Genomic DNA, 14,685 nt, shown 5'->3' on the forward strand with positions numbered 1-14,685 from the left:
CGCCCCCGGGAACGGGGGCGTTCCGCGTGCTCCGGGGGCGTCTCGTGCGGAAACGGGCGTCTCGCGGGGGTGTCGGTACCCACGGCCCAGCCGGGCGGACGACGGACGGGAGGCCCGGTGCCAGCTGGCACCGGGCCTCCCGTCCGTCTCGTGGTCGCGCCCGCTCCCGGCCGCGTCCCGTGGTCGTGTCAGTCGGCCAGCCGCAGCCAGACCGCACCGAGCGGCGGCACCACCAGGTGCGCCGACGCCGGACGGCCGGCCCACGGCGTCTCCTCCGCCGTCACCGAGCCCATGTTGCCCACACCGGAGCCGCCGTACTCGGCGGCGTCGGTGTTGAGCACCTCGTGCCAGGTGCCCGCTGCGGGCAGCCCGAAACGGCGCTCGACGGGGACGCCGGAGAAGTTCACGAAGACCGCGAGGCGGTCGTCACCGTCCTTGCGCAGGAAGCCGAGCGTGGAGTGCGGGGCGTCGCCGCCCTCGATCCACTCGAAGCCCTCGGGCGAGGAGTCGTGCCGCCACAGTGCCGGCGTGTCCTTGTAGACGCGGTTGAGCGCCGCGACGAGGTCCTGCACACCGAGGTGACCGGGGTCGTCGAGCAGCCACCAGTCGAGCCCACGGGCCTCGGCCCACTCGGACGGCTGGGCGAACTCCTGGCCCATGAACAGCAGCTGCTTGCCGGGGTGCGCCCACATGAAGGCGAGGTACGCCCGCACGTTCGCGAGCTTCTGCCACTCGTCGCCGGGCATCTTGCCGTAGAGCGAACCCTTGCCGTGCACGACCTCGTCGTGGCTGATCGGCAGGGTGAACTGCTCGCTGAAGGCGTAGACCAGCGAGAACGTGATCTCGTCGTGGTGGTACGCGCGGTACGCGGGATCACGCTCGACGTACTGCAGCGAGTCGTGCATCCACCCCATGTTCCACTTCTGGCCGAACCCGAGGCCGCCGGCGCTCGTCGGCTGGGTGACGCCCGGCCACGAGGTGCTCTCCTCGGCGATCATCACGATGCCCGGGTAGCGCTTGTACGCCGTGGCGTTGGTCTCCTGGAGGAACGAGATCGCCTCGAGGTTCTCGCGACCGCCGTGGACGTTCGGGAGCCACTCGGTGCGGGAGTAGTCGAGGTACAGCATCGAGGCGACAGCGTCGACCCGCAGGCCGTCGATGTGGAACTCCTCGAGCCAGTACAGCGCGTTCGCCACCAGGAAGTTGCGGACCTGCGGGTGTCCGAAGTCGAACACGTAGGTGCCCCAGTCGAGCTGTTCGCCGCGGCGCGGGTCCGGGTGCTCGAAGAGGGCGTAGCCGTCGAACTTCGCGAGCGCCCACTCGTCCTTCGGGAAGTGGCCGGGCACCCAGTCCATGATCACGCCGATACCGGCGGAGTGCAGACGGTCGATCAGGTACCGCAGGTCGTCCGGCGTGCCGAAGCGGGCGGTCGGGGAGTAGTACCCGGTGACCTGGTAGCCCCACGAACCGCCGAACGGGTGCTCGGCGAGCGGCAGGAACTCGACGTGGGTGAACCCGAGGTGCTGCACGTGGCCGATGAGCTGGTCGGCGGCCTCGCGGTAGGAGAGCCCGGGGCGCCACGACCCGAGGTGCACCTCGTACACGCTCATCGGTGCGTCGTGGGACGTCGTCTGCGCCCGACGCTCCATCCACTCGGTGTCACCCTCCGACCAGGAGTGGTCGGAGGCCGTGATCACGGACGCGGTCGCCGGCGGGACCTCGGTTCGGCGCGCGAACGGGTCCGCCCGCTCGACCCAGCCCGAATCGGTGAGGATCTGGAACTTGTACCGCTGGCCGACGAGGGCACCGGGCCAGAAGAGCTCCCACACGCCGAGGTCGTTCAGCCGGCGCATCGCCGTGGTGCGACCCTCCCAGCCCTCGAAGTCGCCGATCACGCGGACGGCGGTGGCACGCGGTGCCCAGACCGTGAAGGCGACACCGTCGACACCGTCGACCGTGCGGACGTGGGCGCCGAGGTGCTGCCAGAGCTGCTCGTCGCGACCCTCGCCGAACAGGTGGAGGTCGAGCTCGCCGATCGTCGGCGCGAAGCGGTAGGCGTCGTCCGTGGTCCAGGTCGCGTCGTCGGCGTCGGTGGACTCGTCGAGGTCGTAGTCGGCCTCGACGCGGTAGCGACCGAGCGTGCCGGTCGTGGCGCCCGCCCACAGGCCGTCGCCCTCGTGGGTGAGCTCGACGTCGTCGCCGTCGGGTCGGACGATGCGGACGGCGGTGGCGAGGTGGCGGACCACCCGCACGCTCGTCCCGCCGTCGACCGGGTGCGGGCCGAGCACGTCGTGCGGCTGCGACCAGCGGCCCTCGGAGACCTGCTGTCGGAGCCAGTCCTCGACCGGTGCCGGTCGGGGTCCGGCTCCTGACGCTGGAGCGTCGTCAGCCGGGGCGCCGTCGACCGGGGTGCCGTCGGCCGGAGCGCCGGGCTCCGGCGCTGCGACGAGGTCGGCCGCGGTCGCCGTCGGGGTCCGGCCGTCCGGACGCCCGCCCTCGGGGAGCGGAGCGTCGGCACCGTCCGCCGACGCCGCCGTCGTGTCCTCGGATCCCGGGGTCGCCGGCGCGTGGGCGTCGTCGCGGGCGGCGCCGGCGAGCGTCGCGGATTCGGGGACACCGCGGTCGGGTGTCTCCTTCACCGCCGGCGCGGCGCCGGGCAGGTCCTCGTGCGGCGCGGACACCCGCGGCTCGTACCGCGGTGCCGGCTCGTCGACCTGCGGGACCGCGCCGGGGGCACGGGTGCGGGTCACGGGCGGCGGGGGCGGCGGTACCGGCGGGACGCTCGGCCCCTGGCCTCGGCCCGGCGTGGTGGGGGTGGGACGGTCGGAGCCCATCGGCGGGGTCCCCTTCGGGTCTCGGTCGGTCATCGGACGGGTCCTTCCACGACGAGCAGGTGCACCGGCTCCTGGAAGGCGTCGAGGCGCACGTAGTTCGACGAGCCCCACTCCCAGCGCTGCCCGGTGACGACGTCGCGGACGACGAACGGCTGCTCGTTCGGCAGCCCGAGCGCGGCGAGGTCGAGGTGCACGGTGGTCTCGCGGGCGGAGTGCGGGTCGACGTTGGCGACGACGATCACGGTGTCGGCGCGGCCGGAGCGGATGAACTCGCCGGGGAGGTGCTTCGAGTAGACGACGATCGCCGGGTCCTCGGCGTCGTGGACGTGCAGGTTCCGGAGCTGCCGCAGCGCGGGGTGCGCCTGGCGGAACCGGTTCAGCATCGTCACGTACGGGGCGAGGCTCGCACCCTCGGCCTCGGCCAGGGCGAAGTCGCGCGGCTTGTACTCGTACTTCTCGTTGTCGATGTTCTCCTCGGACCCCGGGCGGGCGACGTCCTCGAAGAGCTCGTAGCCGGCGTACATGCCCCAGGTCGGAGCACCGGTCGCGGCGAGCGCGGCGCGCACCTTGTAGCCGGCGCGACCGCCGAACTGCAGGTACTCGGTCAGGATGTCGGGCGTGTTCACGAAGAGGTTCGGGCGCAGGTAGGCGCTCGTCTCGTGGCTGAGCTCGGTGAAGTACTCCTCGATCTCCTCCTTCGTGTTCCGCCACGTGAAGTACGTGTACGACTGCTGGAACCCGGCCTCGGCCAGCGCGCGCATCATCGCCGGACGGGTGAAGGCCTCGGCGAGGAACACCGTGTCCGGGTGCTGGTCGCGCACCTCGCGGATGACCCGCTCCCAGAACCAGAGCGGCTTCGTGTGCGGGTTGTCGACGCGGAAGATGCGGATGCCGAACGCGATCCAGTGCTCGAGGACCCGCAGGACCTCGGCGACGATGCCCTCGGGGTCGCTGTCGAACTGGACCGGGTAGATGTCCTGGTACCGCTTCGGCGGGTTCTCGGCCGTCGCGATCGAGCCGTCGGCGCGGACCGTGAACCACTCCGGGTGCTGCTGGACCCACGGGTGGTCGGGGGAGCACTGCAGCGCGAAGTCGAGGGCGACCTCCATCCCGCTGTTCTTCGCCGTCTCGACGAAGTCGCGGAAGTCGTCCTCGGAGCCGAGGTCGGGGTGGATGGCGTCGTGCCCGCCCTCGGGTCCTCCGATCGCCCAGGGGCTGCCCGGGTCGTGCGGTCCCGGGGTGAGGGTGTTGTTCGGCCCCTTGCGTGCGGTCGTGCCGATCGGGTGGATCGGCGGGACGTAGACCACGTCGAAGCCCATGCGCGCCACGGCCGGCAGCCGGCGTGCGGCGGTGCGGAAGTCACCGCTCCGCCAGGAGCCGTCGGGGTTCTTCTTCGCCCCTTCGCTGCGGGGGAAGAACTCGTACCAGGCGCCGACGCCTGCACGCTGCCGCTCGACGTCGAGGAGCTGCGTGGGGGAGTGCGTCCGGAGCGAGGTCAGCGGCGAGTCCTCGACCTCGCCCGTGATGCGGGGGTCGTCGACGGCCGCCAGGCGCTCCGTCGGCTCGAGGTCGGTGTCGCGCAGCTGCTCGGCGGCGCGGACGGCGGCGCTCGAGTCGGTCTCGGCCGCGAGGCGGTCGAGCAGGACGGCGCCGTCGAGGAGCGTCGCCTCGGTGTCGACACCGGCGGCGATCTTGAGCCGGGCTGCGTGCAACCACGTCGCCCAGTCGTCGGAGAACGACTCGACGTGCCACGTCCAGACGCCGACGTGGTCGACCTGCACGGTCGCCTCGTACCGGTCGGTGCCGGGGGCGCCGAGCAGCATCGGGACCGTGCGCGTGCCCCCGTCCGGGCGTTCGAGCACGAGGTCGGCGCCGATGACACCGTGGCCCTCGCGGAAGACGGTCGCGCCGAACGTGATCACCTCGCCGTCGAACGCCTTGCCCGGGAACCCGTTCGGGGTCGTCGGCGCGAGCTGGGTGATCGGGATGCGTCCGATCTTCGGTCGGCGGGGTCGATCTGCGGTGGCCACGGAGCCGACGCTACCCGGCTGCAGCGTCCGCGTTCCCCGGAACGCGTTCCCTGTGCAGTGTCGGGCGCGTCACACGACCTGTGCAGGAGGCGAGCGCGGCCGGCGGAACGGCCCTACGCCACCTCGAAGACGTGGATGCCCGGCCCGTACGCCGTGAAGACCTGGCCACCGGGCCGGAGCCGCTCGTGGTCCCGGTGCTTCTCGCTCGACCACGCCAAGCGGTACCCGAGCACGTCCTGGCGTTCCGGCAGCGTCAGGTCTCGCGTCCGCCCGCTGCCGTGCACGACCACGAGCACCCGGTCGAACGGCTCGTGCTCCGGCGTCGACTCGACGAAGTACTGCACGACCCGGTGGATCGGCTGGTCCCACCCCTCGGACGTCATCGGGTGCCCGTCCGGCCCGTACCAGGCCATCCGCGAGGCACCGGGGGTCTCCCGACCCTCGACACCGAAGCGGGTCGGTCGGAGCGCCGGGTGCGCGGCGCGGAGCCGTGCGAGCGCCGCGACGGCCTCGGTCATGGCCTCGGCGTCCTCGTCGTCCGTCCAGTCGACGGCGGTCAGGTCCTCGGACACCACGTAGGCGTTGTTGTTCCCGTGCTGCGTCCGGCTGCGCTCGTCGCCCGCGGTCAGCATCGGGACGCCGGCGGAGAGCATGAGGGTACCGACCAGGTTCCGCATCGAGCGGCCCCGGGCGGCGCGCACGCCCCGGTCCGCCGTGTCGCCCTCGATCCCGTGGTTGAACGAGCGGTTGTCGTCGGAGCCGTCCCGGCCGTCCTCGCCGTTCGCCGCGTTGTGCTTCCGGTCGTGGGAGACCAGGTCGAGCAGCGTGAACCCGTCGTGCGCCGTCACGAAGTTGATGCTCGCGAGCGGACCGCGTTCCTGACCGAACGTGCCCCGGGACCCGGTCAGGGCCTCCGCGAGGCGACCGATGCCCGCCTGCGGGGTGCCGTTCCGCCGTTCCTCGGCGACGTCGGTGAGCCAGAACTGCCGGACGGTGTTCCGGAACCCGTCGTTCCACTCGCTCGTCCCGTCGCCGAACGCGCCCGTGCGCCACCCGTCGGGTCCGACGTCCCACGGCTCGGCGACGACGAGCACGTCCTGCAGGTCCGGGTGCTGCCGGATGCGTTCGAGCAGCGGGTGCGCCGGGTCGAACACGTGGTGCGCGTCGCGGGCGAGCGCTGCCATCAGGTCGAAGCGGAAGCCGTCGACCTGCACCTCGAGCGCCCAGTAGCGGAGGCTGTCGACCACCAGGTCCGCGGTGGCCTCGACCGACGTGTCGAGGGTGTTCCCGCAGCCGGTGGTGTCGTAGTACGACGCGCCGTCCTCGGTCCAGCGGTAGCGCTCCGCCCCGTCGATCCCGCGGAGCGACGAGGTCGGACCGCCGAGGCCCTCCTCGGCGGTGTGGTTGTACACCACGTCGAGGAGCACCTGGATGCCGGCCTCGTGCAGGAGCCGGACCATGCCCTTGAACTCGCGGAGCACCGCCGAGGCGCCCGCGGCACGGGCGTCGGCCGACGCGTACGCCGCGTGCGGGGCGAAGAACCCGAGCGTGTTGTAGCCCCACGCGTTCTCGCGGCCGGCCTCGCGCAGCCAGGCCTCGGTGTCGAAGGCGTGCACCGGCAGCAGCTCGAGGGTCGTCACCCCGATGCGGCGCAGGTGGGCGATGGTGCTCGGGTGCGCCACCCCGGCGTACGTGCCACGCAGGTGCTCGGGGACGTCCGGGTTGGCCGCGGTCACCGTGCGGACGTTCGCCTCGTACACGACCGCCCGGTCCAGGGGCACGTCCGGCTTCCCGACACCGCCCCAGTCGAAGGCGTCGTCGACGACCACGCTCGTCCACCGCGGGCCGCCGCCGTCCGGGCCGGCCGTCGACGGGACGATGCCCCGCGCGTACGGGTCGAGCAGCGGTCGCTCGGGATCGAACTCGTGACGGGGGCCGTCGGGCCCGTCGACCAGCAGGTGGTAGCGGTCCCCGGGGCGCACGTCCGGCGTCCCGGCCGCCCAGCGGTCGGTGTCGTCGACCCGCGACAGGGCGTGGCGGGTCTCGCGCCCGTCGGCGTCGACGACCACGAGGGTCACCGCCGTCGCCGAGGCGGAACGCACCGAGAAGCGGGGCGCGCCGTCACCGAGGCGGAAGCCGGGGGTCTCGTCGATCACGGTGCGGTGCATGACGACCAGGGTACGAGGGGGCGCGGGTACCCTGTGAACGCACACGGAAGGGGAGTGGGTCATGCCGGTCTACCTCGACCACGCGGCGACGACGCCCGTCCTGCCCGCGGCGCTCGCCGCGTTCACCGAGGCGCTCGCCACGGTGGGCAACCCGTCGTCGATCCACAGCGCGGGCCAGCGCGCGAAGATGCTGCTCGAGGACGGTCGCGCCGCGGTCGCCCGGTCGCTCGACGCCGAGCCGGTCGAGGTCGTCTTCACCTCGGGCGGCACCGAGAGCATCAACCTCGCGATCAAGGGCACGTACTGGGCGCGGCAGCAGGACCGACCCCGGCCGCGGATCGTCCTGCCCGCGGGCGAGCACCACGCCACCGTCGACACGGTCGAGTGGCTCGAGCGCCACGAGGGCGCCGTCGTCGACGTGGTCCCGCTGGACGCGCAGGGTCGCGTGGACCTCGTCGGCCTGGAGGCGCGGCTCGCCGACGCCTCGGACGTCGCCCTGGTCACGTTCCTGTGGGCGAACAACGAGGTCGGCACCCTGCAGCCGGTCACCCGGATCGTCGAGCTCGCGCACGCCGCCGGCGTTCCCGTGCACAGCGACGCCGTCGCGGCCTACGGCCAGGTCCCGGTGTCGTTCGCGGCGTCCGGCCTCGATACGCTCAGCGTCTCGGCGCACAAGACCGGCGGCCCGGTCGGCATCGGGGCGCTGGTCCTCGGTCGCCGTGCGACGGTCGAGCCGCTCATCCACGGTGGTGGTCAGCAGCGGCAGGTCCGCAGCGGCACGCAGGACGCCCCGGCCGCGGCGGCCTTCGGGGTCGCCGCGGCGGCCGGCCTGCACGACGCGTCGATCCTGCGCGACCGGCTCGTCGCGGGGGTGCTCGAAGCGGTGCCGACCGCCGTGCTCATGGGCGACCCGGTCGACCGGCTCCCCGGCAACGCCCACTTCACCTTCCCCGGGTGCGAGGGGGACTCGCTGCTGTTCCTGCTCGACGCGGCGGGGGTCGCGGTGTCGACCGGGTCCGCGTGCCAGGCCGGCGTCCCGGAGGCGTCGCACGTGCTGCTCGGCATGGGCCTGTCCGAGGACGAGGCGCGCGGTGCCCTGCGGATCACGCTCGGACGCACCTCGACCGACGCCGACGTCGACGCGTTCCTCGCGGCGCTGCCCGACGCGGTGGCGCGGGCGAGCCGAGCGGGCATGGCGTCCCGCGCGCCGTCGCTCGGACGGTGAGCCGGCGGTCCGCGCGGCCGGGTGACCGGCGGTGACCGACGGGACGGGCGTGCGCCGCGCCTCCGGGCCGTCGCTCGGTCGGCTCCGCACGACGTGCGCCGCTAGGATCGGTGACCATGGTCGAACTTGACTTCACCGAGCAGCTGTCCGCCCTCCGCGAGACCTTCGGCAACATCCGCTCGGTCGTCGACGTCGACCGGCTGCAGCGGGAGATCGCCGAGCTGAGCGAGCAGGCGGGCGCGCAGGACCTCTGGGACGACGTGGAGCACGCGCAGCAGGTGACGAGCGCGCTCTCGCACCGGCAGGCCGAGCTCCGGAAGATCACCGACACCGAGCAGCGCATCGACGACCTCGAGGTCCTCGTCGAGATGGCGAACGAGGCGGACGACGCCGACTCCGCCGCCGAGGCGCAGGACGAGCTCAAGGCGATCCAGAAGACCATGGGGGACCTCGAGGTGCAGACGCTCCTCGACGGTGAGTACGACGAGCGCCCCGCGGTGATCACGATCCGCGCCGGTGCCGGTGGTGTCGACGCCGCGGACTTCGCCGAGATGCTGCTGCGCATGTACCTGCGCTACGCCGAGCAGCACGGCTACAAGACCACCGTGATGGACACGTCCTACGCCGAAGAAGCCGGCATCAAGTCGGCGACCTTCGAGGTCGACGCGCCCTACGCCTTCGGCACGCTCTCGGTCGAGGCCGGCACCCACCGCCTCGTCCGCATGTCGCCGTTCGGAGCCGCGGGCAAGCGCCAGACGTCCTTCGCCGCGGTCGAGGTCATCCCGCTCATGCCGGAGACCGCGGTCATCGACATCCCCGAGAACGACATCCGCGTCGACGTCTTCCGGTCCTCGGGCCCCGGCGGGCAGTCCGTCAACACGACCGACTCCGCCGTCCGCCTGACCCACCTGCCGACCGGCACCGTGGTGTCCATGCAGAACGAGAAGTCGCAGATCCAGAACCGCGCCGCCGCCATGCGCGTGCTGCAGTCGCGCCTGCTGCTCCTGAAGAAGGAGGAGGAGAACGCGAAGAAGAAGGAGCTCGCCGGCAACATCACGGCGAGCTGGGGCGACCAGATCCGCTCGTACGTCCTCGCGCCGTACCAGATGGTCAAGGACCTCCGGAGCGAGCACGAGGTCAACAACCCGTCGTCGGTGTTCGACGGCGACCTCGACGGCTTCATCAACGCGGGCATCCGCTGGCGCAAGCAGGGCGACGATTCCTGAGCGACCTCGCGGCGGAGTCGAGCCGCGCGCCTCGGTTGACTTCCGGCCCGGCCGACCTACCCTGATCCGGTCATGATCAAATTCGACCAGGTCACCAAGGTCTACTCGGGCAACCCGAGTCCTGCGCTCGACGACCTCTCCCTCGAGATCCTCAAGGGTGAGTTCGTCTTCCTCGTCGGCGCGTCCGGCTCCGGCAAGTCGAGCTTCCTGCGCCTCGTGCTCAAGGAGGAGAAGCCGACCCGCGGGCAGATCCACGTGCTCGGCCAGCGCCTCGGCGCCCTGTCGTCGCGCAAGGTCCCGTACTTCCGCCGCAACCTCGGTGTGGTCTTCCAGGACTTCCGACTGCTGCCGAACAAGAACGTCTTCGACAACGTCGCGTTCTCGCTCCAGGTGATCGGCAAGAGCAAGGGCTTCATCAGCGAGGCCGTCACCGACGTGCTCAAGCTCGTCGGCCTGGCCGGCAAGGCCACCCGCATGCCGCACGAACTCTCCGGTGGTGAGCAGCAGCGCGTGGCGATCGCCCGCGCGGTCGTCAACAAGCCGGCGATCCTGCTGGCCGACGAGCCCACCGGCAACCTCGACCCGACCACCTCGGCCGGCATCATGGCGCTCCTCGAACGCATCAACCAGGGAGGCACCACCGTGCTCATGGCGACACACGACGCCAGCATCGTGAACCAGATGCAGCGTCGGGTCATCGAGCTCTCGAACGGCACCGTCCTGCGCGACGAGCAGTCCGGCGGGTACCAGACGCAGGCGCTCCCGATCCAGCGCGGGTCGGGCGTCTCGAACACGACCGGCATCCAGACGATCCCGGGGCTCATCCGATGAGGCTCGGGCTCGTCATGTCCGAGGTCGGCTCGGGCCTGCGGCGCAACGCGTCGATGGTGGTCTCGGTCGTCCTGGTGACCTTCATCTCGCTCACCTTCGTGGGCACGGCGATCCTGCTGCAGATGCAGATCAACCAGATGAAGGGGTACTGGTACGACCGGGCGCAGGTCGCGGTCTACCTCTGCACCGACACCGACACCACCGGCAACTGCACCGGCGCCAAGGCGACCGAGGACCAGCGCGAGCAGGTCCAGGCGCAGCTCGACTCGACCACGCTCAAGCCGTACATCGAGAAGACGTACTACGAGGACCAGGACCAGGCGTTCACGCGGTTCAAGGAGCAGTTCAAGGACTCGCCCGCGACCGAGTTCGTCAAGCCGGAGTACCTCAACGAGACCTTCTGGGTGAACCTGAAGAACCCGTCGCAGGCGGACGTCCTCGTCGAGAGCCTGTCGAAGGTCGCCGGCGTGCAGAGCGTCGTCGACCAGCGCGGGTACCTGCAGCCGATCTTCAACCTGCTCAACGCGTCGTCCTACACGGCGATCGGCATCGCGTCCCTGATGCTCGTCGCGGCCGTGCTGCTCATCGCGACGACGATCCGACTGTCCGCGTTCAGCCGACGGCGTGAGCTCGGCATCATGCGGTTGGTCGGCGCGTCGAACCGGTTCATCCAGACACCCTTCGTGCTCGAGGGCGTGATCGCCGCCGCGATCGGAGCGGTCCTGGCCGGCGGCGCGATCACCGCGGTGGTCTGGTTCTTCGTGCGGAACTACCTGGCGCGCCGGTTCTCCGGCACTGCGTTCATCGGGATGGGTGACGCGGCCGTGGTGGTCCCCGCGGTGATCGTGATCGGTGTGCTCCTCGCCGGCGTCTCCGCGTTCATCGCGATCCGCCGCTACCTGCGCGTCTGACCTGCGCACCCCACGACCGCGGCGCGCCGGGAAGGTGCGCCGCGGTCGTCGTGTTCACTAGGCTGTAGGGCTGCGCAGCAGCACCGGGATCTGTCCCCGGTCACGGAAGGGAGCCACCATGGCGAAGGAACGCGGCGAGAAGATCGTGGCGACCAACCGACGCGCGCGCCACGACTACCTCATCGAGGACACGTACGAGGCGGGCATGGTGCTGTCCGGCACCGAGGTGAAGTCCCTCCGCGAGGGGCGGGCGTCACTCGTCGACGGCTACGCGTTCATCGACGGCGGCGAGGCCTGGCTCGACTCCGTCCACATCCCCGAGTACACCGAGGGGACGTGGAACAACCACACGCCGCGGCGGAAGCGCAAGCTCCTCCTGCACAAGCAGCAGATCGTGAAGATCTCGCACAAGACCGCGCAGGGCGGGTACACGCTCGTGCCGATGAAGATCTACTTCCACGACGGCCGAGCGAAGGTCGAGATCGCGGTCGCGAAGGGCAAGCGCGAGTTCGACAAGCGCCAGGCCCTGCGCGAGAAGACCGACAAGCGCGAGGCCGAGCGCGCCATGCGCTCGCGCAACCGCATGGGCGAGTGAGCCCACGGCGAACGGCGTTGGCATCGTCCAGCACTCCCCGCTAGACTGGGGGACCGCTCCTCGCCAGGAGCGTTGGCAACTCAACAGCGTGACAGCGGCTCGCACGTCACGGCCCGTACGGGGATGATCGGTTTCGACATTGCCTGTGTGCCGACGGGAAGCGGGCCGAGGACCCACGGTCATCTCGTGAACGATCCGTGGAAAACAACAAGTGCCAATTCCAAGCGCACTGACTTCGCTCTCGCTGCGTAAGCAGCCCAGCACATGAAGTCCGTCGGCCAGGTGATCGTCTTCTAACCTGAGTTCCGGCGTCATCCAGAGGACTTGCTGCACGGTTGCGCCTCAGGGCCGTGCGGGACTTGCACTGAGACTGGGCCCGTCGTCCTAGAAGCCGGTAGCAAAGGACGGGGCCGAGCAGAACGACTCATCCGGATACGCCCGTAGAAGACGTCGAAGCGCAGCGATGGACGGGGGTTCGATTCCCCCCATCTCCACCACCGCCGGACGTCGGGCCGCTGTCACGCTGATCACCGAGATCGCCACCTGAGCGCCCCGTCGTCGTCCCCTGGACGTCGACGGGGCGTTCGTGCTGTGCGGGGGAGTCCGGGACTACTGTCCGGGTCAGGCACGGGGCCGCTCGTGTCGTTCTCGAACGAGAGGTGTGCGCGTGGTGCAGGAGATCGCGATCCGGGTCCGTCTGCGAGAGCAGGACCGTCTGGGGCTGGCGGAGTACGAGCGGACCGTGGGGTCCGTCGCGACCGTCGCCGCGGTCGTCGCGTGGCTGCCCTCGCCCGAGTCGCGGCTCGTCGTCCGCGGTCGGGGGGCCGAGCCCGTGCGCCTCGAGACGGTGTCGTACGGCGGTGTGTTCGAGATGCTCGTCGTGCTCGACCAGCGCTCGGCAGCGGTCGAGCGCGCCGCGTCGGCAGTGGCGGCGCTCATCGCTTCGGTGCGGGACGACCACGTCGAGGACGACGACGCCGGCGTCGCCGGTGAGCTCGACCGCCTCGACCGCTCGGCGCCGCGGGGTCGCTCGGCGGTGGAGCGGGCGCTGCGCGGGTTCCTCGAGGGTGCGCGGGCCGACGTCCTGGCGCGCCGGACCACGACGCGGGTGCGGGCGGCGCAGGCACTGCTCCGGCTCGCCGAGGACGGCGCCGAACTCGTGGTGGAGCGGGTGGAGGACGCGCTCGTCCCGGTCGTCGCGGAGCAGGAGGTCGACGTGCTCGCGGACACCGGTGCCGCGGTGGTCGTCGAACCCGTCGACGGCCTGGCGCTCTCCGGCGTCCGCGCGGAGCGGCCCGTCGAGGAGCAGCCCGACGGGGAGCAGCCCGACGAGAAGACGAAGGACAAGAGCAAGAAGAAGGACAAGGGCAAGAAGAAGCCCGACAAGAAGAAGTCCGACGGGAAGAAGTCCGACGAGAAGAAGGACAAGGGCAAGAAGAAGTCGGGCAAGAAGAAGTAGGACCTCGCGGATCCGCAAGACGCAACGTCGGCGGCTCTGCGCAGCGGTACAGCGCTGCGAGCAACCGCCGACGTTGCGTTTCGCGGGGGAGGGGCGGGGGTCAGAAGTCGAACAGGTTCGCCCGCAGGCCGCCGTCGCCGTACTCCCGACGCAGCAGCCCCCGGCGGCGCAGGACCGGCACGAGGTCGCCCGTCATCCGGTACACCTGCGCCGGGTGCAGGTCCCCGGACAGGATGAACCCGTCGTTGTCAGCGTCCGCCCCGAGTTCCTCGACGAAGTCCGCGAACTCCTCGGCCGTCCCGACGAACCCCTCGTGCGCGCTGATCCGTCCGAGCCGGGCCTTCCGGGTCAGGAGTTCCCGCAGGGGCGCGTCCGGCGTGTCACCGACCAGCCCACGGACCGTCCCCGCGGACACGTGGTCGCCGAACGTGCCCGCCGGGATCGGTGCGTCGAGGTCGAGCGCGAGCAGGTCCGTCTCCGAGTCGCTCGACCACGCGACGGCGGCGGCTCGGAGCTCGGCGTCCGACGGGTGTCGTGACGCGGCGACGATGCGATCGGCCTCCTCGACCGAGGGCACCAGCACCGGCTTCAGCACGAACAGGACCCGGAGGTCCTCCGCGCTGCGCCCGGCGTCGGCCGCGGCGGTCAGCACCCGCGAGCGGTACGCGCGGACCGCCTCGGCCGTCAGCGGTGCGAGCGCGAGCTGCACGTCCGAGTGCGTCCCGGCGAACCCGAGTCCGCGCCCGGACCCACCGGGGGAGACCACGACCGGGTCACCGTCGAGCGGCAGGGCGTTAAGCGGACCGTCGGCGGTGAAGTACGCGCCCTCGTGGTGGAGCGCGTCGAGCGCGTCGCCGTCGGCGAAGTGCCAGTCCGTCGGGTCCCCGACGTAGCCGTCGCCCCACGAGTGCCACAGCCGTCGGAGCAGCGTGATCCACTCCTCGGCCCGGTCGTACGCGGCGTCGTGCGGCAGCGGCGCCGCCCCGACGTGCCGGGCGCTGCCGGTGTCGGTCACGACGTTCAGCCCGAACCGGTCCGAGGACAGGTGCGCGAGCGTCGCGGCCTGGCGTGCGGCGAGGTACGGCGGCGTGATGCCCGCGTTCACCGTCGGCGCGATGCCGATGTGCTCCGTGACGGCGAACAGGTACGGCGCGAGCAGCAGCGGGTCGTGCTTCGGGCCGCCGTACGCCTGCCGGATCCGCAGGTCCAGGGTCGCCGGACTGCCGAGCGAGATCGCGTCCTCCGCGATGACGAGGTCCATCCCCGCGTGCTCGAGCGCCCGGACGGACTGCTGGTACAGGTCCGGCTTCGTCCAGTCGTGGCCCCAGTCCCAGTCGGCGCGGCCCCAGGCCTGCGGGCCGAACCCGCGCGAGAAGAAGTACCCGAAGTGCTGCAGGTCGCCCACG

10 protein-coding genes and 1 other RNA gene are annotated in these 14,685 nt (G+C 71.4%); 7 read left to right on the plus strand and 4 right to left on the minus strand.

The window, feature by feature from the left end:
- Positions 1-188 precede the first annotated feature (188 nt).
- From glgB to ABIC52_RS00360, 3 genes are all read right to left on the minus strand, one after another.
- Positions 189-2,867: a 1,4-alpha-glucan branching protein GlgB gene (gene glgB / locus ABIC52_RS00350; RefSeq protein WP_354026352.1), complete on the minus strand. Its 2,679-nt coding sequence runs from the start codon at positions 2,865-2,867 to the stop codon at positions 189-191.
- Positions 2,864-4,864 (minus strand): alpha-1,4-glucan--maltose-1-phosphate maltosyltransferase, encoded by a 2,001-nt coding sequence (locus ABIC52_RS00355; RefSeq protein WP_354026353.1) that lies wholly within the window; start codon positions 4,862-4,864, stop codon positions 2,864-2,866. The genes glgB and ABIC52_RS00355 overlap by 4 nt, the downstream gene beginning before the upstream one ends.
- A gap of 113 nt (positions 4,865-4,977) precedes the next feature.
- Entirely contained in the window at positions 4,978-7,032 is a 2,055-nt protein-coding gene (locus ABIC52_RS00360; protein ID WP_354026354.1) for a glycogen debranching protein, read from the minus strand.
- 61 nt (positions 7,033-7,093) lie between these two features.
- Here ABIC52_RS00360 and ABIC52_RS00365 point away from each other — a divergent pair, with 61 nt between their 5' ends.
- The 7 genes from ABIC52_RS00365 to ABIC52_RS00395 all read left to right on the plus strand — a co-directional run bounded on the left by ABIC52_RS00365 (position 7,094) and on the right by ABIC52_RS00395 (position 13,279).
- Positions 7,094-8,257 (plus strand): cysteine desulfurase family protein, encoded by a 1,164-nt coding sequence (locus ABIC52_RS00365; RefSeq protein ID WP_354026355.1) that lies wholly within the window; start codon positions 7,094-7,096, stop codon positions 8,255-8,257.
- A gap of 116 nt (positions 8,258-8,373) precedes the next feature.
- Positions 8,374-9,483: a peptide chain release factor 2 gene (prfB, locus tag ABIC52_RS00370; protein ID WP_126891212.1), complete on the plus strand. Its 1,110-nt coding sequence runs from the start codon at positions 8,374-8,376 to the stop codon at positions 9,481-9,483.
- A 72-nt stretch (positions 9,484-9,555) separates the two neighbouring features.
- Positions 9,556-10,314 (plus strand): cell division ATP-binding protein FtsE, encoded by a 759-nt coding sequence (gene ftsE, locus ABIC52_RS00375; RefSeq protein WP_066654786.1) that lies wholly within the window; start codon positions 9,556-9,558, stop codon positions 10,312-10,314.
- On the plus strand, positions 10,311-11,225 hold the full coding sequence (gene ftsX / locus ABIC52_RS00380; protein WP_126891213.1) for a permease-like cell division protein FtsX: 915 nt from the start codon (positions 10,311-10,313) through the stop codon (positions 11,223-11,225). Before ftsE ends, ftsX begins: the two co-directional genes overlap by 4 nt.
- A gap of 118 nt (positions 11,226-11,343) precedes the next feature.
- Positions 11,344-11,820, plus strand: a complete 477-nt coding sequence (smpB, locus tag ABIC52_RS00385) for an SsrA-binding protein SmpB (protein ID WP_126891214.1) — start codon at positions 11,344-11,346, stop codon at positions 11,818-11,820.
- A gap of 119 nt (positions 11,821-11,939) precedes the next feature.
- Positions 11,940-12,317: a transfer-messenger RNA gene (gene ssrA, locus ABIC52_RS00390) on the plus strand.
- A 170-nt stretch (positions 12,318-12,487) separates the two neighbouring features.
- Entirely contained in the window at positions 12,488-13,279 is a 792-nt protein-coding gene (locus ABIC52_RS00395; RefSeq protein WP_354026356.1) for a hypothetical protein, read from the plus strand.
- Between the two features lie 100 nt (positions 13,280-13,379).
- On the opposite strand, the gene ABIC52_RS00400 is transcribed toward ABIC52_RS00395, so the two are convergent.
- Positions 13,380-14,684: an LLM class flavin-dependent oxidoreductase gene (locus ABIC52_RS00400; RefSeq protein WP_354026357.1), complete on the minus strand. Its 1,305-nt coding sequence runs from the start codon at positions 14,682-14,684 to the stop codon at positions 13,380-13,382.
- Position 14,685: the final 1 nt, after the last annotated feature.

It is taken from the genome of Curtobacterium oceanosedimentum (assembly GCF_040545555.1).
Taxonomy (GTDB): Bacteria; Actinomycetota; Actinomycetes; order Actinomycetales; family Microbacteriaceae; genus Curtobacterium.